Source organism: Limnobacter thiooxidans (genome assembly GCF_036323495.1).
Lineage (GTDB): Bacteria > Pseudomonadota > Gammaproteobacteria > Burkholderiales > Burkholderiaceae_B > Limnobacter > Limnobacter thiooxidans.
This window is the reverse complement of sequence record NZ_AP028947.1, coordinates 821,480-844,341: the sequence shown is the minus strand read 5'-3', so window position 1 is coordinate 844,341 and position 22,862 is coordinate 821,480. Positions and strand designations below refer to the sequence as shown.

General features: G+C 53.5%; 26 protein-coding genes. 15 read left to right on the top strand and 11 right to left on the bottom strand.

The genetic code is table 11. The features are described from left to right. Nucleotides 1-88: 88 nt before the first annotated feature. The 4 genes from RGQ30_RS03815 to RGQ30_RS03800 all read left to right on the top strand — a co-directional run bounded on the left by RGQ30_RS03815 (nucleotide 89) and on the right by RGQ30_RS03800 (nucleotide 2,456). Complete coding sequence (locus tag RGQ30_RS03815; protein ID WP_298219106.1) at nucleotides 89-676, top strand: DUF6776 family protein; 588 nt, start codon at nucleotides 89-91, stop codon at nucleotides 674-676. 12 nt (nucleotides 677-688) lie between these two features. After that, nucleotides 689-1,090, top strand: a complete 402-nt coding sequence (locus RGQ30_RS03810) for a bactofilin family protein (protein WP_130558247.1) — start codon at nucleotides 689-691, stop codon at nucleotides 1,088-1,090. A 21-nt stretch (nucleotides 1,091-1,111) separates the two neighbouring features. After that, nucleotides 1,112-1,465 carry an iron-sulfur cluster insertion protein ErpA gene (erpA, locus tag RGQ30_RS03805; RefSeq protein WP_130558248.1) on the top strand — a complete coding sequence of 118 codons (354 nt, stop codon included), beginning with the start codon at nucleotides 1,112-1,114 and terminating at the stop codon, nucleotides 1,463-1,465. A gap of 85 nt (nucleotides 1,466-1,550) precedes the next feature. After that, nucleotides 1,551-2,456, top strand: a complete 906-nt coding sequence (locus RGQ30_RS03800) for an AEC family transporter (protein ID WP_130558249.1) — start codon at nucleotides 1,551-1,553, stop codon at nucleotides 2,454-2,456. A gap of 704 nt (nucleotides 2,457-3,160) precedes the next feature. Here the strand turns inward: RGQ30_RS03800 and miaA are convergent. The 4 genes from miaA to tsaE are packed head-to-tail and all read right to left on the bottom strand — an operon-like array spanning nucleotide 3,161 to nucleotide 7,943. Next, nucleotides 3,161-4,120, bottom strand: coding sequence for a tRNA (adenosine(37)-N6)-dimethylallyltransferase MiaA (miaA, locus tag RGQ30_RS03795; protein ID WP_130558250.1), 960 nt, complete (start codon nucleotides 4,118-4,120; stop codon nucleotides 3,161-3,163). Between the two features lie 16 nt (nucleotides 4,121-4,136). Next, the gene (mutL, locus tag RGQ30_RS03790; RefSeq protein WP_130558251.1) at nucleotides 4,137-6,047 is read right to left on the bottom strand and encodes a DNA mismatch repair endonuclease MutL; all 1,911 of its coding nucleotides are present in this window, start codon (nucleotides 6,045-6,047) and stop codon (nucleotides 4,137-4,139) included. A 30-nt stretch (nucleotides 6,048-6,077) separates the two neighbouring features. Next, complete coding sequence (locus tag RGQ30_RS03785) at nucleotides 6,078-7,430, bottom strand: N-acetylmuramoyl-L-alanine amidase (RefSeq protein WP_130558252.1); 1,353 nt, start codon at nucleotides 7,428-7,430, stop codon at nucleotides 6,078-6,080. 3 nt (nucleotides 7,431-7,433) lie between these two features. Next, nucleotides 7,434-7,943 carry a tRNA (adenosine(37)-N6)-threonylcarbamoyltransferase complex ATPase subunit type 1 TsaE gene (gene tsaE / locus RGQ30_RS03780; RefSeq protein ID WP_130558253.1) on the bottom strand — a complete coding sequence of 170 codons (510 nt, stop codon included), beginning with the start codon at nucleotides 7,941-7,943 and terminating at the stop codon, nucleotides 7,434-7,436. Between tsaE and queG the strand changes: the two genes are divergently transcribed. The 3 genes from queG (at nucleotide 7,942) to RGQ30_RS03765 (ending at nucleotide 10,126) form a co-directional block, all read left to right on the top strand. Next, the gene (queG, locus tag RGQ30_RS03775) at nucleotides 7,942-9,030 is read left to right on the top strand and encodes a tRNA epoxyqueuosine(34) reductase QueG (protein WP_130558254.1); all 1,089 of its coding nucleotides are present in this window, start codon (nucleotides 7,942-7,944) and stop codon (nucleotides 9,028-9,030) included. The two genes, tsaE and queG, sit on opposite strands and share 2 nt — an antisense overlap. 182 nt (nucleotides 9,031-9,212) lie before the next feature. After that, entirely contained in the window at nucleotides 9,213-9,629 is a 417-nt protein-coding gene (locus RGQ30_RS03770; RefSeq protein WP_338284751.1) for a hypothetical protein, read from the top strand. Nucleotides 9,630-9,631: 2 nt separating this feature from the next. After that, a complete protein-coding gene (locus RGQ30_RS03765; RefSeq protein ID WP_130558256.1) occupies nucleotides 9,632-10,126 on the top strand; it encodes a hypothetical protein in 495 nt (164 codons plus the stop codon). A gap of 99 nt (nucleotides 10,127-10,225) precedes the next feature. On the opposite strand, the gene purM is transcribed toward RGQ30_RS03765, so the two are convergent. After that, on the bottom strand, nucleotides 10,226-11,266 hold the full coding sequence (gene purM / locus RGQ30_RS03760; RefSeq protein WP_130558257.1) for a phosphoribosylformylglycinamidine cyclo-ligase: 1,041 nt from the start codon (nucleotides 11,264-11,266) through the stop codon (nucleotides 10,226-10,228). A 231-nt stretch (nucleotides 11,267-11,497) separates the two neighbouring features. Between purM and RGQ30_RS03755 the strand changes: the two genes are divergently transcribed. The 8 genes from RGQ30_RS03755 (at nucleotide 11,498) to panD (ending at nucleotide 17,592) form a co-directional block, all read left to right on the top strand. Further along, nucleotides 11,498-12,193, top strand: a complete 696-nt coding sequence (locus RGQ30_RS03755) for an HdaA/DnaA family protein (RefSeq protein WP_338284749.1) — start codon at nucleotides 11,498-11,500, stop codon at nucleotides 12,191-12,193. Beyond that, nucleotides 12,174-12,839: a histidinol-phosphatase gene (locus RGQ30_RS03750; RefSeq protein WP_130558259.1), complete on the top strand. Its 666-nt coding sequence runs from the start codon at nucleotides 12,174-12,176 to the stop codon at nucleotides 12,837-12,839. Before RGQ30_RS03755 ends, RGQ30_RS03750 begins: the two co-directional genes overlap by 20 nt. After that, nucleotides 12,836-14,293, top strand: coding sequence for a polynucleotide adenylyltransferase PcnB (pcnB, locus tag RGQ30_RS03745; RefSeq protein ID WP_130558260.1), 1,458 nt, complete (start codon nucleotides 12,836-12,838; stop codon nucleotides 14,291-14,293). Before RGQ30_RS03750 ends, pcnB begins: the two co-directional genes overlap by 4 nt. Next, nucleotides 14,290-14,772 (top strand): 2-amino-4-hydroxy-6-hydroxymethyldihydropteridine diphosphokinase, encoded by a 483-nt coding sequence (folK, locus tag RGQ30_RS03740; RefSeq protein WP_338284748.1) that lies wholly within the window; start codon nucleotides 14,290-14,292, stop codon nucleotides 14,770-14,772. Before pcnB ends, folK begins: the two co-directional genes overlap by 4 nt. A 73-nt stretch (nucleotides 14,773-14,845) precedes the next feature. Beyond that, nucleotides 14,846-15,487: a deoxynucleoside kinase gene (locus RGQ30_RS03735; RefSeq protein WP_130558262.1), complete on the top strand. Its 642-nt coding sequence runs from the start codon at nucleotides 14,846-14,848 to the stop codon at nucleotides 15,485-15,487. 35 nt (nucleotides 15,488-15,522) lie between these two features. Continuing rightward, nucleotides 15,523-16,353, top strand: coding sequence for a 3-methyl-2-oxobutanoate hydroxymethyltransferase (panB, locus tag RGQ30_RS03730; RefSeq protein WP_130558263.1), 831 nt, complete (start codon nucleotides 15,523-15,525; stop codon nucleotides 16,351-16,353). Between the two features lie 7 nt (nucleotides 16,354-16,360). Continuing rightward, entirely contained in the window at nucleotides 16,361-17,212 is an 852-nt protein-coding gene (panC, locus tag RGQ30_RS03725) for a pantoate--beta-alanine ligase (protein ID WP_130558264.1), read from the top strand. After that, entirely contained in the window at nucleotides 17,212-17,592 is a 381-nt protein-coding gene (gene panD, locus RGQ30_RS03720) for an aspartate 1-decarboxylase (RefSeq protein WP_130558265.1), read from the top strand. Before panC ends, panD begins: the two co-directional genes overlap by 1 nt. A gap of 10 nt (nucleotides 17,593-17,602) precedes the next feature. On the opposite strand, the gene RGQ30_RS03715 is transcribed toward panD, so the two are convergent. The 6 genes from RGQ30_RS03715 to RGQ30_RS03690 all read right to left on the bottom strand — a co-directional run bounded on the left by RGQ30_RS03715 (nucleotide 17,603) and on the right by RGQ30_RS03690 (nucleotide 22,812). After that, nucleotides 17,603-18,220 carry a DUF1989 domain-containing protein gene (locus tag RGQ30_RS03715; RefSeq protein ID WP_130558266.1) on the bottom strand — a complete coding sequence of 206 codons (618 nt, stop codon included), beginning with the start codon at nucleotides 18,218-18,220 and terminating at the stop codon, nucleotides 17,603-17,605. Beyond that, nucleotides 18,217-19,002, bottom strand: coding sequence for a guanitoxin biosynthesis heme-dependent pre-guanitoxin N-hydroxylase GntA (gene gntA, locus RGQ30_RS03710; RefSeq protein ID WP_130558267.1), 786 nt, complete (start codon nucleotides 19,000-19,002; stop codon nucleotides 18,217-18,219). The genes RGQ30_RS03715 and gntA overlap by 4 nt, the downstream gene beginning before the upstream one ends. A 158-nt stretch (nucleotides 19,003-19,160) precedes the next feature. Beyond that, the gene (locus tag RGQ30_RS03705; RefSeq protein ID WP_130558268.1) at nucleotides 19,161-20,210 is read right to left on the bottom strand and encodes an L-threonylcarbamoyladenylate synthase; all 1,050 of its coding nucleotides are present in this window, start codon (nucleotides 20,208-20,210) and stop codon (nucleotides 19,161-19,163) included. Then, nucleotides 20,197-21,372 (bottom strand): 5-(carboxyamino)imidazole ribonucleotide synthase, encoded by a 1,176-nt coding sequence (locus RGQ30_RS03700; RefSeq protein WP_130558269.1) that lies wholly within the window; start codon nucleotides 21,370-21,372, stop codon nucleotides 20,197-20,199. Before RGQ30_RS03700 ends, RGQ30_RS03705 begins: the two co-directional genes overlap by 14 nt. Nucleotides 21,373-21,389: 17 nt before the next feature. Further along, nucleotides 21,390-21,911, bottom strand: coding sequence for a 5-(carboxyamino)imidazole ribonucleotide mutase (purE, locus tag RGQ30_RS03695; protein ID WP_130558270.1), 522 nt, complete (start codon nucleotides 21,909-21,911; stop codon nucleotides 21,390-21,392). Between the two features lie 4 nt (nucleotides 21,912-21,915). After that, nucleotides 21,916-22,812: a phosphoribosylaminoimidazolesuccinocarboxamide synthase gene (locus tag RGQ30_RS03690; RefSeq protein WP_130558271.1), complete on the bottom strand. Its 897-nt coding sequence runs from the start codon at nucleotides 22,810-22,812 to the stop codon at nucleotides 21,916-21,918. Nucleotides 22,813-22,862: the final 50 nt, after the last annotated feature.

Sequence of the window (22,862 nt, the reverse complement as noted above, 5' to 3'; positions counted from 1 at the left end):
GCCGGGAGTTCGAAGATCCTCCCGGCTCGCATTCGTTTACGGATTGTTGCTTGGCCTCTCCGTTCTGATAGTTTGTGCGGCGTTTGCTGTGTGGGGCCCTCAAGGAAATTACATTCAAGGCCTGTTCTCAACGCAGGAAATCGCACTACTGAATGAACAGGTCACCGAATTGCGCGCAAAAACAGCCGACCTTCAGGATGAAGTGTCCCGCAGCAACGAACTGATCAAACTGGACAAGGAAGCGCGGAGCACCCTGAACCTGCTGATTACCAACCTTGAATCTGAAAATGCAAAACTGAAAGAAGACCTGGCATTTTTTGAGGGCTTCATACCGGGAAGCTTGCAAGGCGGTATTTCGCTAAAGCGCTTGCAAGTGACAAAAGACACCGTTCCAGATCAATATCGATACAAGGCACTGGTTATTCAAGGTAGCCAGCGCCCCGAGATCAGCCTGGATGTGCAGGTTTTGATTAAAGTGTTGAGCAAAGGGCAATCCAGTGTCATAGTTTTACCCAGTTCAGGAGACATGGACGACCCACAGTTCAAGATCAAATTGACGCGCTTTTCCAGAATCTCCGGCATGTTTACCTTGCCGGAAGACGGCAAACTTCAGAGTGTCGAAATGAGAATTCTTGAAGCAGGAGCCATCCGCGCCCAATCTACAATCAAATTTTGAAGGGATATTGAGATGTTTTCCAAGAAAAACACAAAACGGCTGTTACCTATCCAGAGCTTGGTGGGCGCTGACATGGTCCTGAAAGGCGACTTAAGCTTTCAAGGTGGCTTGCGCATTGATGGAGAGGTCATCGGCAATGTCACTGCAGATGAAAATGCACAATCGCTGCTGGTAATCTCGGAGACCGGTAAAGTACGCGGCAGTGTTCGCGTTGGGCACGTGGTGGTCAGCGGATTGATTGAAGGCCCCATCCAGGTTAATCAGTTGCTGGAACTGCACCCTTCCGCAAATGTGTCAGGTGACGTAAGATATAGGGCATTGGAGATGCATCCAGGCGCCGTGGTTCACGGCACCTTGCATCATGAAGGTGAAGAAGTGATGCCGGGTAAGCTGGCTTTGGCATCAAGCAATTAAAACTCAGCAAAAAGGCAGGACATGATGGACGTAACTACAGAACAACCCAGCGTACTGGTTTTCACTGACGCAGCGGCCGCCAAAGTGCGCGATCTGATCAATGAAGAAGGCAACCCCAACCTGAAGCTGCGCGTTTTCGTGCAGGGTGGTGGTTGCTCCGGTTTCCAGTATGGCTTCACTTTTGACGAAGATGTGAACGACGACGACACGGCGCTGGACAAGGCGGGTGTGACATTGTTGATCGACTCAATGAGCTACCAATACCTGACCGGTGCGGAAATTGATTACAAAGAGGACATCAACGGTGCACAGTTCGTGATCAAGAACCCGAACGCCACGACCACTTGCGGTTGCGGTTCATCTTTCTCTGTTTAAGTTGGCGAACGAAACAACTTGATCAAGATTGATCTTGAAAACCCACCTTCGGGTGGGTTTTTTATTGCCTGAATGATGAAAGCCATTGTCACCACTTCTTCTATTTCCTGATTTCGCCATCATCGCTCTGGGCTACCTGCTTCGGCGTTTCTGGATGGCACCCGCTGCATGGGCGACGATTGAAAAGCTGGTGTACTTCGTGCTGTTTCCCTGCCTGCTGTTTTTTTCGGTGGTGTCCAGCAACCTGGATGTGAACACATTGGGCGCATTTGCCCTGGGTGGTCCGGCGGTGATCTTTTCCGCTTTCCTGTTGGGCTGGCTTGGTTTGCTGGTCAGCACCATGGGCCGGGTGGATTTTGCGTCGGGACTACAAACAGCCTACCGTTTTAATTCCTACATTGGCCTGGCCTTGGTCAGCCGCTTGGGCGGCCAAAGTGCAGTGGCCAACCTGGCCATTTTGTTGGCTATTTGTGTGCCGCTTTGCAATGTGTTGGCTGTGAGCACCATGAGCAAAGGCGGCCGCGTGGGCGCCTTGCTCGATATTTTGAAAAACCCTCTGATAGTGGGCACAACGTTAGGCGCTGTGGTCAAACTGACAGGGGTTCAGATGCCAGAACCTGTGATGCTGACTTTGGAGCGACTCGCCCAGGCAGCAGTGTCGCTGGGTCTGCTGGCTGTGGGCGCGGGGTTGGTATTCTCAGGACTTCGGGGTAACTGGGCGGTGTCGATTTGGTGGCTCGCAATCAAGTTGCTAGTTTCGCCTTTGGTGGCAGTCATGTATGCCCATTTCACGAATCTGAACGACGCCCAAACCATGGTTCTTTTGGTGTTTTCAGCCATTCCATCCGCATCGAGTGCGTACATTCTGGCAGCGCGCATGGGAGGAAATGCCCCCTTGGTGGCTTGCCTGATTTCCATGTCAACGGTGGGGGCGGCGTTCACGCTACCAATGGTGTTTGCTATGCATCAACAGTTTAACCACTGGTTCTAGGCCCAGTCAGCTTCAGCTGTGGGCAGGTTTGGGCCGAGTCAGATTCAGCTGTGGTCAGATTCAGGCCGAGTCAGCGTGAACCCCATTTGCTTCGCCAGAAAACCTGTACATCCCTTTTTGCCCCATCATGCGGCTCAGCGAGCTCGTCAAAAAAGATGGACGAGCTCGTTATTGCCCTTCGGGCACACGCCGCACCCTGGGCAAACGGGCAGGTTTTCTTGAAGACGAAGCAATTTGGGGCATCACTGCCGACTAGGCTTAAACCTGACCGAGGCATCTCTGCCGACTGGGCTTAAACCGAACCGAGACACCACTGCGGACTGGACTTGAACCTGCCGGAGATTACTGCACTATGGCATGCACCGAGAGGTGATAACACTCGACCGTCCCCCGCGGTGGATAAGCCGACTAACGAGAGTCTGCCCTGCGATGCACTTGCTCATCCCACACTTTAGAGAAAACCGCCCTGATTGAAAAAGGCTTGAATGTTCGCGCACGGCGCGACACCCAAACCCGACCGTATTTTTTGTCGGGCTTGGGTGAATTCAAAGCCTTGGTTCAAGAAGGGATAAGCGGTTTTCTGTGTGGGATGAGCAAGGCATGCTGGGCAGACGTGGAAAGAAGGCAGAATCAGCAAAGCATGCTGGGCAAACATCGATAGAGAGCTGAACCAGCAAAGCATGCCGAGGTACAGCCATGACTGATCACTTGGGCAGTAAGGAGTCCATTTGCTGCTCTAACCATGGCTTCACATTTTGCAGCCAATCTGCTTGCAGCGGATCGATAACGTGCTTGTTGGGTGTAGAACGCAACCAGGTGATCTGCCGTTTGGCGAGTTGCCGGGTTGCAGCAATACCCCTGTCGATCATCTGTCGCCGTGTGCTGTGCCCATCAAGAAACTCCCACACTTGCCGGTAACCCACGCAACGCATGGAGGGCATTTCAGCATCGAGCACATACCTGCGGCGCAGATCTGCCACCTCTTCGACCAGTCCTTGCGTCAACATGTCATGAAAACGGGATTCGATCCGCTTGTGCAGCACTGCACGGTCCGAGGGCTCTATGGCCAAGGTGGGAATCAAGGCGTCGGCATTTTGATTGCGCTGGTGAAAACTGGACAACGGTTTGCCCGTGATTTGAAACACCTCCAAAGCACGCTGCAAGCGCTGGGAGTCATTGGGCTTTAAGCGCTCAGCAGTAACTGGATCAATTTCAGCGAGCTGGGCGTGCAAGGCGGGCCAACCTTCAAGAGCGGCCTGTGATTCAATGGCTGCGCGAATGTCGGGGTTAGCTGGTGGCAAGTCGTCCAGGCCACTGACCAGCGTCTTGTAGTACATCATGGTTCCACCCACGATAAGCGGAATTTTGCCGCGAGCTCGAATGTCCGTAATCAACGCGTTGCACGCGCCCACAAAATCAGCCGCACTGAATGTGTCGGTGGGCAAGATGATATCGATCAAGTGGTGGGGCACTGCGGCAAGTTCCTGTGGGTTGGGCTTTGCAGTGCCGATGTCCATGTCACGAAACACCAGCGCAGAATCCAGGCTGATAATTTCGATGGGAAAGCCGAGATCAGCCAGCCACAGGGCCAAGGCCGATTTGCCGGAAGCGGTTGGGCCGAGAATGGCCAACGCAGGAATAGTTGGGACAGGAACAGGGTTCATTCAGGGAATTTGCCTTTCATTGGCCACGCAAAAACCATTTGTCCATTTCAGACAAACTGAAGTGACGCCAAGTGGGTCGGCCGTGATTACATTGGTCGGACCGCTCGGTGCTCTCCATGGACCGCAACAAGGCATTCATTTCCGGCAGGGTCAATTTCCGGTTGGCGCGCACAGCCGTGTGGCAGGCCAAGCCAGCCAACCATTCGTTGCGCTGGCGCTCCAATACATGGGCAACGCCGTACTGATGCAAATCTTCAAGCCACTGTTGCAACAGGGCCGAGAAGTCTTGCCCAGCCAGCATGGTAGGCACTGCACGCACGGCAATTTCCTGAGTTGATATCAGGCTGAGCCGAAAGCCAAGCTTTTCCCAAAGGTGTTGCCCGTTGTCCACTTCACTGGCCAATCGAGGGTCGATCTGAACCAGAAGTGGCACCAACAGTTCCTGAGATGAAATTGTTTTCTGGGAATCCAGTGCATTTTTGAACTGTTCATACAGCACCCGTTCATGGGCGGCGTGCATGTCGACAACGACCATGCCATCGGGACGCAAGGCGAGAATGTAAATACCATGCACCTGCGCAATGGCTTGCCCCAGGTACTCCGTATCTGTCGCGACCGCTTCTTGAGCAGAATTCGGAAAGGGCTCGCTATTGGGTTGGCCAACAACCACCTTCGGCTGGACAGTAATTTGCGCTGGCCGGGAAACGGGCGAATGAGATGGCTCCAACGGCCGGTAAGCCTGAATGTAATCGGCCAACTCCTCCCGCAGAAATGGCAACGCAGCACTTTTGGCTTGTGCGGGCATGGCACCAAACGCCCCAGGGGGGCTGGATGAAGAACGCCAGGCGTGGCTGCTGCCGGTTGAAGAAGGAACAGCGGAATATTCAGCATCAACTTGGGCTGGATCTGCCCCTACCCCGCTGACTGGCACCACGGCGCGGGAGGGTGCCAGGCAGGCTTGTATGGACTGACGCACCCACTGGTGCACTGCCCGCGCGTTTCGAAAACGTACCTCTGTTTTGGCGGGGTGAACATTCACATCCACTTCGGTAGGTGGCAGGTTCAAAAACAACACAAACGACGGGTATTTGTCACCGTGCAGAACATCCTCATAAGCCGAACGCACAGCGTGGGCAATCAACTTGTCTTTAACGAAACGCCCATTGACGTAAAAAAACTGCATGTCGCCTTTACCGCGTGCCGCATCGGGCAAACCAACCGCGCCATGCAATTGCATGTCTGCTGCCTGTACCTCAATGGGTTTGGACGCACCGTTGGCCATGGGCTCCAGGATGCTGAATACGCGTGCACTCCAACTGCTTTCCTGAAAGCGACTTTGCAGTTTTCCGTCGCGGTACACAAGCCAGGTGACACTGGGGTTGGCCAAAGCCATGCGTTTCACCACATCCAGGCAATTGAAAAACTCGGTTTGCTCGGTTTTCAGGAATTTACGGCGCGCCGGGGTGCTGAAATAGAGAGACTGAACGTCGACAGTTGTACCTGGGCTGGCCGGGGATGGTTCTATTTGCCATTGCCCACTTTGATTGCTGATGCAGTAGGCGCTGGCCTGCCCCGCCGGGTAGCTGCTCAAACTGAACTGGCTGACGGAGGCGATAGAAGCCAGGGCCTCACCACGAAACCCAAGACTCAGCACGCTTTCCAGTTCATTCAACGATTGAATTTTGGAGGTGGCGTGGCGAGTGACCGCCAATTCCAGTTCGTCTTTGGGAATGCCCTTGCCATTGTCTTGGATACAGATCCGCTGAATGCCACCGCCATCAATCCGAATGGTGATTTCTGTGGCACCAGCGTCTAAGGCATTTTCAAGCAGTTCTTTGACTACAGAAGCTGGGCGGTCAACCACCTCGCCTGCGGCGATCTGGCTGATGAGGACATCGGGCAACAGGGAAATGGGGCGGTGTGTCATTACCCCATTATAAGTGGCTACAAGTGCTGTTTAAGTCAGAGGCGTGCGAGCCACGGGCGGGTTCTTCGCAAAGTACTTGGCTATGCCTTGGGCAATGGCCTCCGCCAATTCCTGCTGGTGGGCCGGGTTAGCCAGTTTTTTCTCTTCTTCCGGATTGCTGATGAACGCGGTTTCGATCAGGATGGAAGGAATGTCTGGCGCCTTCAACACAGCGAAACCAGCCTGCTCTACCTTGGGTTTGTGCAGGCGATTGACTTTACCCAGGTTGCCCAATACGGCATCCCCCAATTTCAGGCTGTCGTTAATTTGGGCTGTGGTAGAAAGATCAAGAAGCACCTTGGCCAATTGAGAATCGGTGCCCTTGATATTGACGCCACCGATCAGATCAGACGCATTTTCCTTGTTGGCAATCCATTTGGCCGCCGTGCTAGACGCACCGCGCTCGGAGAGCACGTAAACCGATGAACCACCCGCCGTGGGGCGAATAAATGCATCGGCATGAACTGACACAAACAGGTCTGCATTGACACTTCGTGCTTTTTGAACGCGTGTATTAAGTGGTACGAAGAAATCGCCATTGCGGGTCAGCATGGCGCGCATGCCCGGTATTTTGTCGATTTCGGCTTTCAAGCGCTTGCTGATGGCCAATACGACGTTTTTCTCGTAGGTTCCGCCCTTGCCCACTGCGCCGGGGTCTTCACCACCGTGCCCTGGGTCAATCGCAACGGTCACCATGCGTTTCATCTCAATGCTTGGCTTTTTCTCGACTGGCGCGTTGGGTTGCGCTTTGGCCACTTCAGTTTTTGAGGATTTGTCGACCGCTGGTTTCTCGGGTTTATCGGATTTGTCGGTTCCCTTGGTCTCAGATTCCGCCAAACGCAGTGCCCGTGAAATTTCATCTTCCCGCATTGCCGGATCTTCCGATTTATCCAAGAGTGACAGCAGTGGATCCACGCTTTTCTTGGGATAAAAATCGACAACAAAACGGTTCTTGTATTCAGCAATCGGATCAATCGTGAAAATTTCAGGCTTCACTTCTGCTTTAAGGTCGAACACCAGGCGTACGGTATTGGCATCGTATTGGGCGACCCGAATTTGTTGTACATATGGGTCATCTGGATGAAGGCGACTGGTCAGTTCTTTCAGCGTGCTGTCCAGGCGCAGATCGAGCAAATCAATGACCATGCGCCACGGATTTTCTATCAGGAAGTGCTTGTATTTGATGGCCCCGGCGTGCTCAAGCGTAACCCGGGTGTATTCATCGGCAGGCCACAGGCGCACGTCGACGAACTTGACCAGGTCGGCTGCGTAAGCACCGACGGGAATCAGTTTCAGGAGCATTCCTGCCCCAACGGTTTTCAACAAATCGCGACGTGACTTCATAAGCTATTGTTGTTCGTTCAATTGATCTACCAACATTTGCCCTTTGTCAGAAAGGGCGCGAATTTCTACACGCCGACCTGCGGTTTCAGCACCATTTGAAGTGACCCCGTCTGGGCCAGTTTCAAAATGATAAGCAAGCTCGATTTCCAGATCGGCTGTGGGCAACAAGCCACCCGCCTTTTCAGGCCATTCCACCAAGCAAACGGCATGTTCTTTAAAATAGTCCCTGAAACCAGACTCTTCCCATTCATTCTGATCGAAGAATCGATAAAAATCAAAATGATACACCGAATAATTCGATAAATTGTAAGGTTCTACCAACGCATAGCTTGGGCTTTTGATGGCGCCCCGTACACCCATGGCACGCAGAAAAGCCCGCACCAAGGCGGTTTTCCCGGCACCCAGAGGCCCGGAAAGGTAGACGCGAAGCGGTGCCACAACAAGCTGGGCCAGCTTTTCCCCTACACTGTCGGTTGCGTTGTCATCGGGCAAATAACGGATATACATTTTCATGCAGGCTCATCAAGAACAAGAAAACTGGGCATTGTTGCAACGCGTCGCACAAGCGCAGGGGCTTGGCTGCCTGGGCGTGAGCGACACCAACCTGCAGGCCTGCGAACCCCATTTGCAAGCCTGGCTGGACCGGGGCATGCATGGCGAAATGGCTTACATGGAACGCCACGGCATGAACCGCCTGAATGCGGACATTGTGTTTCCCGGTGCGATTCGAATCGTATCATTGCGAATACCTTATGTGCCTGTAGAAACGCTGAACCAGCCCGATGCGGCGACATACACCGAAAAAACCCTGACTGAACTGGGGGAGCTGAAGAACCCCTATGTCAGTTTGTACGCCCGGGGACGGGACTATCACAAGGTCATTCGGCAACGACTGAAACGATTTGCAGAAGCGGTGAATGCCGAACTCGCAGGTTTTGGGTTTCGCGTAACTGTGGACAGCGCACCGACACCCGAAGTTGAAATTGCCCGCAAAGCGGGCCTGGGTTGGCGAGGGAAGCACACCCTGCTGATTCACCCCGACGAAGGTTCGCTTTTCTTTCTCGGCGAAGTGTTCACCAACCTGCCCCTGCCGGTGAGCGACGAATTTGCCAAAAACCACTGCGGCAGTTGCCACAGCTGCATGACCGCCTGCCCCACCAAGGCGATCGTAAAACCTTATGAGGTAGATGCCCGCCTTTGTATTTCCTACTTGACGATTGAACACGACAGCGAAATTCCGCTTGAATTGCGACCCTTGATTGGCACCCGCATTTATGGATGTGACGACTGTCAGCTGGCCTGCCCGTGGAACAAGTTTGCCAAGCCAGCACAGTTCGCTGACTTCAACCCACGCAAGGAGTTCGATGAGCCAGATTGGTTTGCAATGATGAAATGGACCGAAGACGAGTTTTTGAAGTTGACCGAAGGCAGTGCAATACGACGCATTGGTTACCGACGTTTCAGAAGAAATTTGGCCGTGGCTGCGGGAAACAGCCAGGGTGTTGCGGGCATTGAAAGTGCATTGCGCGAAATGCGGGGAAGTGCAGATGCGTTTTTGAGCGAACACATTGATTGGGCACTTGAGCAACTACGTTGTTGAGAGTGTTTACTTAAAGATGTTTACGTACGCAAGCATCTTTCATCTTCTCTCCAACTTGCAACAACACAGTTAAACATACTCCCGGGTGTAATCAAGTCGAGCGACCGTCACTGCCTGATTTGTCAACTTACCGCCTCCTATTTAAGCTCATCCCCTTAAATATTCGTGCAAGAGGTTTCCACATGGCAATCATTCCGGGTCAGATCAATGATGTAAGCATTCATTTTGGCTTGAATGTTCACAACAGCGTTGACCCAAAATTGCTGGGCTTTTTACAACACACCATCAGACCAAACATAGTTAACGGACCAACCCTGACTTCAATTTATATTTCATCATTGAAAGATCAGCACAATCTACCCAGTCGACACATGCAAGGTTCAGGCAAGGCCATCGATATTTCGAGAATCAATGGCATGCGAATGTCAACTCACTACCCGAGCGACCCCACTGTTGCCCAAGTTACCGAAGCATTACAACGCGCCTTCGAGAATTGGGAAGGGAGACGAGAAAACTTCGGACCCTTGTTCAAAAGAAAACATGGCAAAAATCATCCGGTTGGCGGGCACAACGATCACATACATTTCTCCGTGGATTGAAGATGAAATTGATTAATCAGTTTTTACTTGGAAGCTTTTTACTGTATGTAAACGGTTTCTGTTTGGCAAATGAACTTGACAAACAAACGCTCCAAAATAATCTTGCTTATGGGACAGTGATTGAACTGAACCAATACGGTCCGGGGCAAGAAAAGGGTTTGTTGCTGCGTCTATTCAGTACACGCGATCAGAATGAGGAATGTGGACTGGAAACAAGTGGAGTTTGTAAAAACCAGTATCTTCTTACCAGCTCAACCTTCGATGAAATGCCTGAAACACAGGCACATTCACTTCGGGCAAAAGGTGAATTCGTGAAGGCCAAATGGATTAACCAAAATAGCGATTTGGCAGGCCCGGACCAAGCTGAGTTGACACTTACCTTTCGCGAATACTCGCGATCAGCCACCCGCACAAACAACAAACTGGCCAGAAAATTTTTTCGTGTGAAGCTGAAAGTGACCCAAGACGGCATCGAAGAGACCAGGCTTCCCAACTGAATTTCAGCAACTTTGTATAGTGCCTTGAGCCTTAGTCAGTCAAGCCCTACGCCATTCAAGTGAATTGACTGGAGTAGGGCCTGGGAAATATCGCGCTAGTTAGTGAGCGGGCGTAACAATGGTGTGTGCTTCACCCTCAACACGCGGGCGCACAACACCCACCTGGTACACCTTTTCACCAGCGGCAACCAGCAAGTCCATGGCAGGCTTCGCTTGTTCTGCCGGCAACACGATGACCATGCCAATGCCACAATTGAATACACGGTTCATTTCATCAAATGGCACCTGGCCATTTTCCTGAAGCCATTTGAACAGTTCTGTTTCAGGCCACGACCCACGGTCCAGTTCGGCGACCAGGTTCTCGGGCAATACACGCGGAATGTTTTCAACCAAGCCGCCGCCTGTAATGTGCGCCAAGGCATGTACAGGCACTTTCTTGATCAATTCAAGTACAGGTTTCACGTACATGCGGGTGGGCGCCATGATGGCTTCGCGCAAGGGCATGCCATCGCACAACTGATTCAGGTCGGGCTGGGCGCGCTCCAGAATTTTGCGAACCAGCGAGAAGCCATTCGAATGAATGCCGTTAGACGCCAGACCCAGTATCACGTCGCCGGCCTTGACCTTGCTGGCGTCCAGAATCTCGGATTTTTCAACAATACCCACAGCAAAACCAGCCAGATCGTATTCGCCATCGGGATACATGCCAGGCATTTCAGCGGTTTCACCACCAATCAGGGCGCAACCTGCCTGCTCGCAACCGTAGGCAATACCGCCGACCACACTGGCCGCGGTTTTGACATCGAGCTTGCCACAGGCAAAGTAGTCCAGAAAATACAAAGGTTCGGCGCCTTGAACCAGAATGTCGTTGGCGCTCATGGCGACGAGATCGATGCCCACCGTGTTGTGAATATTCCACTCAAAAGCGAGGCGCAGCTTGGTACCCACACCGTCAGTGCCAGAAACAAGCACAGGCTCACGATAACCCTTGGGCACTTCAAACATGGCGCCGAAGCCGCCAATGCCTGCCAACACACCTGGGCGCATTGTGCGTTTGGCGAGGGGTTTGATGGCATCTACCAGGTCATCACCGGCTTGCATGTCCACGCCAGCGTCTTTGTAGGTCAAGGGAGAATTCATTGAAATTCAATCCGAAAAAATGGGGGTCGGGTAGCTTGCATCAGGTTTCAGGCCACAAGCGCGAGAGTCGATATTTTAACCGAGACAAGACTTAAAAAGTGTCATTCAAGGGTATTATTGGGGGTTGCTTGATACGCCCGGCCCCCGAGTGGACCGCCTGCCTGAACCGTCGCCCAAAAGCGCCCTTGAAAGTTCAATTAATTTCCACAAAAGCCCAGCTCAGCAATGCCCATGCAACAGTTGCTTCTTGATGTCTTCACGCCGCCCCGGCCCACACTGACCAACTTCCTGGTGGGTCAGAATGGTCAGCTCGTGCATGAACTTCAGCAACTGATCAAACTCGAAAGCCTTAGTCCTTTCATGTATGTCTACGGGCCTGCGGGTTGCGGAAAAAGCCACTTGTTGCGTGGCGTGGCCGCCGAAATGGGCGTCAATGTGGTGGCTGGCGGCAACAGGTTTGTCTTCAAACCTAGTGAACAGGCCTTGGTGATCGACAACATCGATCAACTAACGCCTTACTCCCAGGTTCAGCTGTTTAATGCATTCAATTCAAGCCTTGCAGAGAACAAACCCGGTAAAATCATCTTGGCCAGTGAATTTCCACCGGCCGAGCTCAAGCTGCGGGATGACTTGCGTACACGAATCGAAGCGGGCTTGTGCCTTCGGGTTCAACCCTTGAGCGACCATGAAAAACACGAGGCCCTGCAATCCATGGCGAAATCTCGCGGGCTGCAGTTGAGCGAAGAAGTGATTGAATATGCACTGCGCTATTTTCAGCGCGACATGGGTTCGCTCATGGCCGTCATGGATGGATTGGATCGCTTCTCCCTTGAACAACAAAAACCAGTGAGCGTGAATTTGCTGCGACACTGGATGAAACGACGAGAAAGTCTGGTAATTCGGGAATATGAAACTCGCACTGTTTGACCTTGACAACACCCTGTTGCCGATTGATTCTGATCACGGCTGGTCGCAATTCCTGATCAACAAAGGGGTGCTGGACCGCGCCGAATTTGAAGCCCGGAACGACCAGTTCTATGCTGACTACAAAGCCGGCACGCTGAATATTGACGAATTTCTCGACTTTCAATTGCGCCCCCTGCGCAACAACACGCGCGCGCAGTTGGCCGTATGGCACAACGAGTTCATGGCTGACGTGATTCGCCCGAACATCAAGCCCTCTGCGATCGAGCTGGTCAAGAAGCATCAAAATGAAAACGCCGTGTGCGTCATCATCACTGCGACCAACAGCTTCATCACTCAACCGATTGCTCAGGCCTTTGGCATTGAAGCCTTGATTGCCACGGAACCTGAACTGATTGATGGCGAGTACACGGGCAAAGTCAGCGGGCTACCCAGCTTCCGGGAAGGCAAGGTGACCCGCCTGAACGAGTGGCTGGCCGAAAAGGGGTGGACGATGGAAAGTTTCGAGACCAGCCACTTTTACAGCGATTCAATCAATGACCTGCCGCTGCTGGAATGCGTCAGCCACCCCGTGGCAGCGAACCCCGACGAGAAACTGGCCGACATCGCGAAGTCGCAAGGCTGGCCCGTATTAGAGCTGTTCAAATGATCAAAAAACTATTCAAACGCATGTTTTCAAAACCGGTCACGCTGGGGCGTGAGGCTCCTGGACCTGCTGCGCACTTGAACCTGGGTACACCCAAAAAAGTCAAGGCGAGCTATGGTGTCCACAAACCAAAAGTATGGAGTGTAGCCGAACACAAAATAGACAAGCGATTGGTCAGTCACAATGCCATTCGTGTTTGCGAGACCCTGCAAAGCAAGGGCTACAAGGCCTTCGTGGTGGGGGGTGCGGTGCGTGACCTGCTGTTGGGCATGCGCCCCAAAGACTTTGACGTGGCCACCGACGCCAGCCCGGAACAAACCCAACGTTTGTTCCGCCGGGCCCGTGTGATTGGCCGACGTTTCCAGATTGTCCATGTGATGTTTGGCCCGGAAACGATTGAAACCTCCACATTTCGTGCACTGGCCAGCGCCAGCAATGAAAAAGATGAACATGGCCGTGTGCTGCGCGACAACGAATTTGGTCGCCAGGATGAAGATGCATCCCGCAGGGACTTTACCGTCAATGCCATGTACTACGACCCCAGCACGGAAACCGTGTGGGATTACCACCATGGCATGGAAGACCTGCGCGCCCGGTTGCTGCGCATGATCGGTGAACCCAGCTTGCGCTACCGCGAAGACCCGGTGCGCATGCTGCGCGTGGTGCGTTTTGCAGCCAAACTGGATTTCAACATTGAGCCGGCTACTTACGCGCCAATCGCTGAAATGGCTGATTTGTTGCGCAACGTGCCTGCATCCCGGCTGTTTGATGAAATGCTCAAGCTCTTGATGAGTGGGTCCGCCCTGGCTTGCCTGAAAGGCCTGCGCAAAGCGGGTTTGCACCACGGCGTGTTTCCATTGCTGGATGCGATCCTGGAACACGAGCGAGGTGAACCCTTCCTGACCGAAGCGCTGGCACGAACCGATCAGCGTGTGAAAGACGGAAAGCCCTTGAGCCCCGGATTTTTGTTTGCCTGCCTGCTGTGGCACCTGGTGCTGGAAAGCTGGGAAACCAAGCTGGAGCAAGGTGAACTCAAATTCCCTGCCCTGTTTGCCGCCATGGATGAAGTGCTGGCTGAGCAGGCCGAGCGCACAGCCATTCCCCGCCGCCTGACTGGCGACATGCGGGAAATCTGGGCGTTCCAGCCCCGTTTTGAAAAGCGGGCGGGCAAAGCGCCCTTCCGCATGCTTGAACAGCAGAAATTCCGCGCATCGCTTGATTTTTATGAATTGCGCGCCAAAGTGGGTGATGTAGATGCGGACACTGAACTGGCCGAATGGTGGCGTGAATTCAGTGACGGTGACGCCAACAACCGCCAGAGCATGCTTGATGGCTTGCGGGGCACACCCGCGGGCCAGGAAGGTGCCGCACGCAAGAAAAAACGCCGCAGAAAGCCGAAGAGTAGACCCACAGGCCAAGGTGGCGGGTCAACTGAGCAGGGATCGTCTGGCGAGTGAGCAACAGCACGCTTTGCTATTTGGGCTTGGGTGGAAATCTGGGTCATCCGCTGGCTTTGTTTGACGAGGTGGTACAACACTTTGCGGCACATCCGCTTGCCGCTGGCACACGGGAATCGCCGCGCTATCGAAGTGCGCCGGTGGACGCCACAGGACCAGACTACGTGAATTCGGTCCTGGAAATCCAGTGGCTGGGCAACGCCGAATCATTGCTTCAGGCCTGCCTGGCCTTGGAAAACACCCTGGGCCGGGTGCGAACCACCCGCAATGCGCCCCGCCCGATTGATGTTGACGTGCTCCTGGTTGGCAATGAAACCCGAGACACTGAGCAACTGACGGTGCCCCACCCCCGAATGCACTTGCGCCGGTTTGTTCTTGAGCCGCTCCTGGCATTGAACCCTGCGGTTGAAATTCCCGGGCTTGGTCTGGCAAGTGTTCATCTGCCTGCCACGCTGAATCAGGAAGTCAACCTGATTTGAACTGTTTTTCCAATTCCAATTTTACCCGTGCGCTACACTGAGGCCGCACGCAGCCATTCACTGGAGAGCCAAGTTGTTGTCAGAGAAATATCGCCACATCGTGATTGAAGGGCCCATTGGCGTGGGTAAAACCTCGCTGGCCCGCTTGATTGCCCAGCGATTCCAGGCCGAAGTGCTGCTTGAAAAGCCGGACGACAATCCCTTTCTTGAGAAGTTTTACCAAGAGCCAGCCCGCTACGCCTTGCCTACCCAGCTGTTCTTTCTGTTTCAACGAATCGGGCAGTTGCGTGACCTGACTCAACGTGATTTTTTCGAGAACATGGTCATCAGCGATTTTCTGCTTGAAAAAGACCGCATGTTTGCCAGCCTGACGCTGGATGAGGAAGAGCTGAAGCTGTATCAGCAGATTTATCAGCACCAAAGCCCGCAGACCAGCACGCCGGACCTGGTGATTTACCTGCAGGCATCGCCACAGGCATTGATCGAACGGGTTCAAAAGCGCGCCACGCCCTATGAAGCCAACATCACCGAAGCGTATTTGTCACAGCTGAGCGATGCCTACAGCCGCTTTTTTTATCACTATGACGACGCGCCGCTTTTGATTGTGAATACAGAACATTTGAACCCGATTGATCACGCAGAGGACTTTGACCTGTTGCTGAACCAGATCGACGGCATGAAAGGCCGGCGAGAATTTTTCAATTGGTCTGAATAAGATCCCCGAGCAAAGACAGCACTGAGAGAAGCACGATGAGCGCACAACCCCAAGGTACAGGTAACAGCCCCCGCAAGGCAGTCACTTTGCCCGCACTGCTTGAAATGAAAAAAAATCAGGACAAGATTGCGATGTTGACCTGCTATGACGCTTGCTTTGCAAGCGTTCTGGATGCCAGTGGAGTGGACATTCTTCTGGTCGGAGATTCCCTTGGCATGGTGTTGGCAGGCATGCCAAGCACCTTGCCAGTGAGCATGGACATGATGGAGTACCACACCCGCTGCGTTGCTGCGGGCAATCAAACTGCCTTTGTAGTGGCTGACATGCCCTTTGGAAGCTACCAGGAAAGCATGGAACAGGCTTACCGCAACGCAGCGCGTTTGATGGCCGCGGGTGCCAACATGGTGAAGCTGGAAGGCACTGCCTGGTTAGCCCCAACTGTGGAGTACCTGACCACGCGCGACATACCCGTTTGTGCCCACCTGGGCTTGACACCACAATCCGTCAGCGCGCTCGGTGGTTACCGGGTGCAAGGGCGAGACGCCAAAGCGGCCAAGGTGCTGAAGTTGAATGCCAAAGCCATGCAGGATGCAGGCGCCCAACTGGTGCTGTTCGAACTGATACCCGGAAAACTGGCTGGGGACATTTCCAAAAGCCTGACCGTGCCTACAATTGGCATCGGTGCCGGAGTTGATTGTGACGGACAAGTTTTGGTGCTGCACGACATGCTCAATGTGTTTCCAGGCAAAAAACCCAAGTTTGTCCGCAATTTCATGGATAATCAGCCCTCAATTCAAGCGGCTGTGCAGGCCTATGTGTCAGCTGTGAAAGAGAAAACCTTTCCAACTGCCGACCACACATTCTGAGTATTTGATGAGACAGATTTCTTCCATCACCGAATTGCGAGATCAGCTGCGCGGGCAAAACCGGGTGGCCTTTGTGCCCACCATGGGCAACTTGCACGAAGGACACATGTCGCTGATGCGAATTGCCGCCACACATGGCGACCCGGTTGTGGCCAGCGTGTTTGTCAACCGCCTGCAATTCGGGCCGAATGAAGACTTCGACAAATACCCGCGCACCATGCAGGAAGACGCGGAAAAGCTTGAAAAGGAACATGTGTACGTGATGTTCGCGCCCACTGAGCGGGATTTGTACCCAGAGCCTCAGGACTACCGGATCAAGCCGCCCGATGATTTGGGCGGAACACTGGAAGGGGAATTTCGCCCCGGCTTTTTCGAAGGTGTTTGTACGGTAGTCACCAAGCTGTTCAACTGCGTGCAGCCGAAAGTAGCGGTGTTCGGGAAGAAGGATTATCAGCAGTTGATGATTATTCGTCGGCTGGTGGCGCAATTGGCCATGCCCATTGAAATCATTGCGGCACCCACGGTACGTGCTGAAGATGGACTGGCCCTGTCATCCCGAAACCGCTATTTAAGTGAAGAACACCGGGCTGAAGCACCATTTTTGTATCAACTTTTGAATGAACTTTCAAATCAGGTGAAAACCGGTCGCCCGAATTTGGACCAGTTGGTACAATTGGAACAAGATTGCGCCAAAAAATTGGTCAGCCGAGGCTGGAACCCTGATTATTTCGAGGTTCGCAGACAAGCCGACTTGCAACGCCCCACCAATCAAAACCTGTCCGATCAAACACCGCTGGTCATTCTGGCTGCGGCCAAATTGGGACAAACCCGTTTGATCGACAATCTGGAGATTAACTGATGCATCGTGAGATGTTGCTTGGAAAAATTCACCGAGCCAAAGTAACCCACTGTGAACTTCATTACGAAGGTTCCTGCGCGATTGACGAAAACTTGCTGGAAGCGTCAGGCATTATCGAGTTTCAACGCATTGATATTTATGTCATTGACAACGGCGAGCGTTTTTCAACTTACGCCATCAAGGGTGAACGCGGAAGCGGCATGATTTCCCTGAATGGCGCAGCGGCCCGCCGTGCGCAAAAAGGCGACTTGGTCATTATTGCGGCCTATGGCACGCTAGATGATGCGGAATGCAAAACATTCCAGCCCAAACTGGTTTTCGTTGATGACAACAATGTGATGGCCGAGCAACGCGGCCACATCCCAACCCAGCAAATGTAAGCAGCAGCCTTCAGGCCGGCGACTCTATCCTGAAGTCGATCGGCTTGTAGCTGAAATTGTTGGACTGCCCCGCCGAACAAGCAGTAAGGCCAACCACCAAATCCATCTCCGCCTTGAATCGAATAAAGTCCCCGGGTTTACTCAACGGTGGGAGCACTGCGATCGCGCCGGTAGATGGATCTATACCGACATTCATGAATACATTGAATGCGGTAGGAATGCAGTCGCGATCGATGCCATATTTTTCCAGCACCTTTTCCAGATTTCCCTCACAGCCGGGGCGTTCTTCTTTCTCGCCATAGATGGTTTCGAACATTTCCCGGGAACAGGGTGCCAAGGTGAAATCATGGCGGCCACAGGTGTCTTCCAGAATGGTGAACATGGGTGCGCTGCGGTTTGAGTACAACAAATCGCCGGTGCTTAGCCACAGCTTGGACGCATAGTCCAAGGTGCGCCCTGAAGAGAGGTATTCCCGAACATCCGACTTGGCAAACGCAACCAGATCGCTGACCTGCTGACCTTGTGGATCAACCACAACCAATTCATCACCCGCGTTCAATTCGAAGGCATGGGCAGAACAGGGACGAATACGGGTGTTGACTTTGAATTCCACCAAGAGATCGTTCATGATTTGCGTGCCTTCTCGAAATCAAATGGACATTTCCAGTTTGCATCCACCTTGCGGCCACTGTATTGACGGGCTTCGCTGTTGGACCCAAAGTCGGCCAGGTTGGGGTTGATGGAACCCTGGAGGGCAATTTCACGCTTGCGAATTGCTTTTTGCATCTTTGGATAACGCCCATCGGCGCGCAAGGCTTCAAATTGCCGGTGGGAGTTAAAGACCAACACCGGGCTGCGAAAGGTTCTGGCCAGCCTGGAAGCACCGGGATGCAAACCGATCACAAAGAATGGGTGACCCGCCAGGCTTAAACTGAAATGGGGACTTTCAGGATTGCTGCTGATGTCGGACGCAGCCGAAAAGCCACGACTGACATCAAGAGTATGAAGATTGTACAACTGCGTCCACAACAGGTTTTCAAACTGCAATTCACTGGTGATGAAAGGTCCTTTGAACACCGCCACGAAGGAATGCACTTTCAAGGGGTCTTCATCGGCCGACTCCATGGTTTTGACAAACAGTTCAAGTGAATTCAGCAATTCTGCGTCATGAGCGGCGTCATTCAGCATGCCAAACTCATGAACAAACATCTCACCCCTGGCCAGTGCTGCCTTGGCCCCCACACAGGGAAAAGAATCGTCATCGATAAAGCTCAAAAATTGCTCGGCCAGCGTTTCATATTGATCTGAACGCCCACAGGATCGATTTCCGCCACGCAGTGGCAACTTGGGGACTGGCGATGTCGATGAAACTCGACGGGAAGACCCAGCTGTTGGGTTGTTGGGAAGCATGCAAACTCCTTTCGGTTCGAAGCACAAGCCACGCATGGAAGCCGCTGTGGCTCAAGCGTTGGGCAAAGTGAAAATCATGAACTGATCGTAGCTGGCAGCCAAAGCTGGGTATGTGGGAATAATACGAAATGCGTGTAGGCGAATTCTTGCAAAGCAGATCAGGCGGAGGCTCTTTTTAGGCGGTCTGCAACCGCTTCCCAGGCAACTTCTGCTGCGGGACATTCAAACAACACTTGCTGACAACCCAATTCATCGGCTTGCCGAAGTGTCGCATACAGAGCTTGGGCCACGGCTGAAGGGTGATTGCCAAGAACTTCAACCAACACACCAGGGTTGCTTTCTCGCAGCGCACGGGCCTGCTGCAAATAGGCATCGGTCCAGCCCACGCAAAGCAGCGTTGCTGAGTGGCCGCTGGATGAAGATGCGAGCCAGTTCCGCAACTGACTTGCAGCGACAACGCTCACTTTGGCGTCCGGGCTGTAATGTTTCTCCAGCGCACCGGAAACTCGAGGATTGCCTAGAGGGGTTCTCGATACCTCGGCGTGGGGTATCACTGATACACCCAACTCTGCCTCGATTTGAGCTGCAGTGATTGCGCCTGGGCGAAGTATCGCCGGCTGCGCATTCAACAGGGAAACAATGGTCGATTCAATGCCCACTTCGGGCACTTCACCATCCAGCACAAATGGAATTCGATCACCAAGCTCGGCCAATACATGGATTGCCCGAGTGGGGCTGACTTTCCCAAAACGGTTGGCCGAAGGAGCAGCCACAGGCACACCAACAGCTTTCAACAACTCAATTGCCACGGGGTGCGACGGGCAACGGACACCCACAGACTGTTGACCACCGGTGACCTCAAGGGGCATGCGTTCACCCTTGGGTACAACCAATGTCAAGGGACCAGGCCAAAAGGCATTCATCAGTTGTTGCATGACCGGGGTAATTTCAGCCACCCAGCCATTCAGGTCTGCACCCGGCGCCACATGGGCAATCAAGGGGTGTTCAGAGGGACGACCTTTGGCCTTGAAAATGGATTGAACAGCCTTTAGATCGGTTACCGCTGCACCCAAACCAAACACGGTTTCGGTGGGGAATGCTACCAGGTGACCGCTCAGCAAGGCATCTGCGCAGCGCTGAATGTTGCCGGAACTGGGTTCAAGCAATTCAGCTTGCTGGGGTGACCCAGGCTGATCAGTCGTCGTCATCACCAATGCCCAGAATGTCTCGTACTGTTTGGGCCACAATCAACGCCCGCTCCATGGTTTCTGCAATCACGGTGATGTGACCCATTTTGCGACCCACGCGGGCTTGCTCTTTGCCGTACAGGTGCAACTTCACTTCAGGAATGGCCAAGACCTTTTCCCAAGCCGGTTCATTTTCGCTGCCATCCTCGCCGTACCACAGGTCGCCCAGCAAGTTCACCATCACGGCTGGGCTGTGCTGGCGGGTATCGCCCAAAGGCAAACCGGCCAGAATGCGGGCCTGCTGTTCAAACTGGCAAGTGACACAGGCATCGATTGAATAATGACCGCTGTTGTGGGGTCTAGGTGCAATTTCATTGACCACCAGGCCCAGTTCATCGACTACGAAAAACTCGACACACAACACACCCACGTAATCCAGTGCTCCAGCAATGGAGATGGCATTGGCGCGGGCTTGTGCAGCCATGGCGTCATCAATGCGTGCGGGCACAATGGTGGTGGCCAAAATGCCTTTGCGGTGGTGGTTTTCGGCCACGGGAAAAGTTGCACATTCACCCTTGTGGTCACGGGCCACAATCACGGACATTTCCTTTTGCAGGGTGAGGCGCTTTTCCAGCACGCATTCCACTTCATTCAGGTCTGAAAAGGCTTTGCGTACCTCGTCCAGGGTTTTGACACGAACCTGGCCCTTGCCGTCGTAACCCAAACGGGCTGTTTTCACGATGCCAGGCAGCAAATAGGCGAGCGAATCGTCAATGTCAGCCGACTTGCGAATGGCCGCATGGGGTGCGACTGGAACACCACAAGCACTGATATACGCTTTTTCTTCCAACCGGTTTTGTGCCACGCCAACGGAAAATGCTGATGGGCTGACGGGAATGCTTTTGGACAGGTTGTCCAATGCCAATGCAGGTACGTTTTCAAACTCGGTGGTGACACCCACACAACGCTGCGCAAGCCGAGCCAAACCTTGATCGTCCATGTAATCAGCGAGAATCTGGTCATCGGCCACGGAGCCTGCAGGGCCATTGGCCACCGGGTCAAGTACAAGCACGCGGTAACCCATGCTTTGTGCGGCCATGCAGAACATGCGCCCCAATTGGCCTCCACCCAGAAGGCCCAACCACTGGCCGGGCTTCACTGTTTTGAATTCGATCTTGCTCATGTGTGTGGCTTAAAAAATCAAGGCGTTGGGGGCAAAGTCATTTCGCGCGCCACATTGGATTGGGCAACGCGAAATTCCTGCAGTTTCTGGTTCAAGTCGGCATTGGTCAAGGCGAGAATGGCCACCGCGCCCAGTGCAGCGTTGGCCGCACCTGCTTCGCCAATGGCAAAGGTATGTACCGGAATGCCCTTGGGCATTTGCACAATCGACAGCAGCGAATCTTCGCCCCGCAGGTACTTGGAAGGCACAGGCACCCCCATCACCGGCACAATGGTTTTGGCAGCCAGCATGCCTGGCAAGTGGGCTGCACCACCCGCTCCGGCAATAATCACCTGAATGCCACGGGTGCTCGCAGTTTCTGCGTAAGCAAACATTTCGTCGGGCATTCTGTGGGCTGAAACCACGCGCGCTTCATAGTCCACGCCAAAATCGCGCAGCACTTGAACAGCATTTTTCATCACGTCCCAATCCGAGGACGAGCCCATGACCACGCCCACTTTGGGCTGGTCGGAAGTGTGCAGGTGTGTGGCGTCAGTCATTTCTTTATCCAATCCAGAGGCGGCCAGTCAGAATTTCATAGGCCTGACGGTATTTGGCTGCTGTTTTGTCGATGATGTCCTGGGGCAGTACAGGGGCTGGTGCTTTCTTGTTCCAGCCAGGCACGCTTTCCAGGTAATCGCGTACAAACTGCTTGTCGTACGATGGGGGGGAAATACCCACCTGGTATTGGTCTGCAGGCCAGAAACGGGACGAATCCGCGGTCAGCACTTCGTCCATCAAAGTCAGGGTGCCATTTTCATCCAGGCCAAACTCGAACTTGGTGTCGGCAATAATGATGCCCTGGCGGGACGCGTAGTCGCTGGCCTTGGTGTACAGCGCGATGGACACCTCGCGAATCTGCTTGGCCAAATCACGGCCGACCACGTCGCTCATGGTGTCGAAATCAATGTTTTCATCGTGTTCGCCCATGGCGGCCTTGGTGGCAGGCGTGAAAATGGGTTCTTCAAGCTTGGCAGCCATTTGCATGCCGGAAGGCAACTTGATGCCGCACACTGCACCTGTCGATTGGTAGTCTTTCCAGCCAGAGCCAATCAGGTAGCCGCGCACAACAGCCTCAATCGGCAGGGCTTTCAGCTTTTTGACCACCATCGAGCGGCCCTTGATTTGCGGCGCCTCGGCAGCGGACACCACGGTTTCTGGGTCAATGCCGGTCAAGTGATTGGGCACCACATCGGCCAGAATATCGAACCAGAACTGGGCCATTTGAGTCAGCACCATGCCTTTCTCGGGAATGGGCTGGTCCAGGATGACATCGAATGCAGACAGGCGGTCGCTGGCCACGATGAGCATTTTGTCATCGCCGACCGAGAAGTTTTCCCTCACCTTTCCTCGATGCAACAACGGCAGGGATGTCAGCTTGGTTTCAAACACAGTACTCATTCAACAGGCCTCTTGCGGATTCAGGCTTTAAAAAACAAAACACGCGGGGC

Excerpts from the sequence above, each read along its gene's own strand:
- RGQ30_RS03810 (WP_130558247.1), top strand. The coding sequence starts at position 689 with ATGTTTTCCAAGAAAAACACAAAACGGCTGTTACCTATCCAGAGCTTG.
- erpA (WP_130558248.1), top strand. The coding sequence starts at position 1,112 with ATGATGGACGTAACTACAGAACAACCCAGCGTACTGGTTTTCACTGAC.
- miaA (WP_130558250.1), bottom strand. The coding sequence starts at position 4,120 with ATGAACCCTGTTCCTGTCCCAACTATTCCTGCGTTGGCCATTCTCGGC.
- mutL (WP_130558251.1), bottom strand. The coding sequence starts at position 6,047 with ATGACACACCGCCCCATTTCCCTGTTGCCCGATGTCCTCATCAGCCAG.
- RGQ30_RS03785 (WP_130558252.1), bottom strand. The coding sequence starts at position 7,430 with ATGAAGTCACGTCGCGATTTGTTGAAAACCGTTGGGGCAGGAATGCTC.
- queG (WP_130558254.1), top strand. The coding sequence starts at position 7,942 with ATGCAGGCTCATCAAGAACAAGAAAACTGGGCATTGTTGCAACGCGTC.
- tsaE (WP_130558253.1), bottom strand. The coding sequence starts at position 7,943 with ATGAAAATGTATATCCGTTATTTGCCCGATGACAACGCAACCGACAGT.
- RGQ30_RS03770 (WP_338284751.1), top strand. The coding sequence starts at position 9,213 with ATGGCAATCATTCCGGGTCAGATCAATGATGTAAGCATTCATTTTGGC.
- RGQ30_RS03765 (WP_130558256.1), top strand. The coding sequence starts at position 9,632 with ATGAAATTGATTAATCAGTTTTTACTTGGAAGCTTTTTACTGTATGTA.
- purM (WP_130558257.1), bottom strand. The coding sequence starts at position 11,266 with ATGAATTCTCCCTTGACCTACAAAGACGCTGGCGTGGACATGCAAGCC.
- RGQ30_RS03755 (WP_338284749.1), top strand. The coding sequence starts at position 11,498 with ATGCAACAGTTGCTTCTTGATGTCTTCACGCCGCCCCGGCCCACACTG.
- RGQ30_RS03750 (WP_130558259.1), top strand. The coding sequence starts at position 12,174 with ATGAAACTCGCACTGTTTGACCTTGACAACACCCTGTTGCCGATTGAT.
- pcnB (WP_130558260.1), top strand. The coding sequence starts at position 12,836 with ATGATCAAAAAACTATTCAAACGCATGTTTTCAAAACCGGTCACGCTG.
- panB (WP_130558263.1), top strand. The coding sequence starts at position 15,523 with ATGAGCGCACAACCCCAAGGTACAGGTAACAGCCCCCGCAAGGCAGTC.
- panC (WP_130558264.1), top strand. The coding sequence starts at position 16,361 with ATGAGACAGATTTCTTCCATCACCGAATTGCGAGATCAGCTGCGCGGG.
- panD (WP_130558265.1), top strand. The coding sequence starts at position 17,212 with ATGCATCGTGAGATGTTGCTTGGAAAAATTCACCGAGCCAAAGTAACC.
- RGQ30_RS03715 (WP_130558266.1), bottom strand. The coding sequence starts at position 18,220 with ATGAACGATCTCTTGGTGGAATTCAAAGTCAACACCCGTATTCGTCCC.
- gntA (WP_130558267.1), bottom strand. The coding sequence starts at position 19,002 with ATGCTTCCCAACAACCCAACAGCTGGGTCTTCCCGTCGAGTTTCATCG.
- RGQ30_RS03705 (WP_130558268.1), bottom strand. The coding sequence starts at position 20,210 with ATGACGACGACTGATCAGCCTGGGTCACCCCAGCAAGCTGAATTGCTT.
- RGQ30_RS03700 (WP_130558269.1), bottom strand. The coding sequence starts at position 21,372 with ATGAGCAAGATCGAATTCAAAACAGTGAAGCCCGGCCAGTGGTTGGGC.
- purE (WP_130558270.1), bottom strand. The coding sequence starts at position 21,911 with ATGACTGACGCCACACACCTGCACACTTCCGACCAGCCCAAAGTGGGC.
- RGQ30_RS03690 (WP_130558271.1), bottom strand. The coding sequence starts at position 22,812 with ATGAGTACTGTGTTTGAAACCAAGCTGACATCCCTGCCGTTGTTGCAT.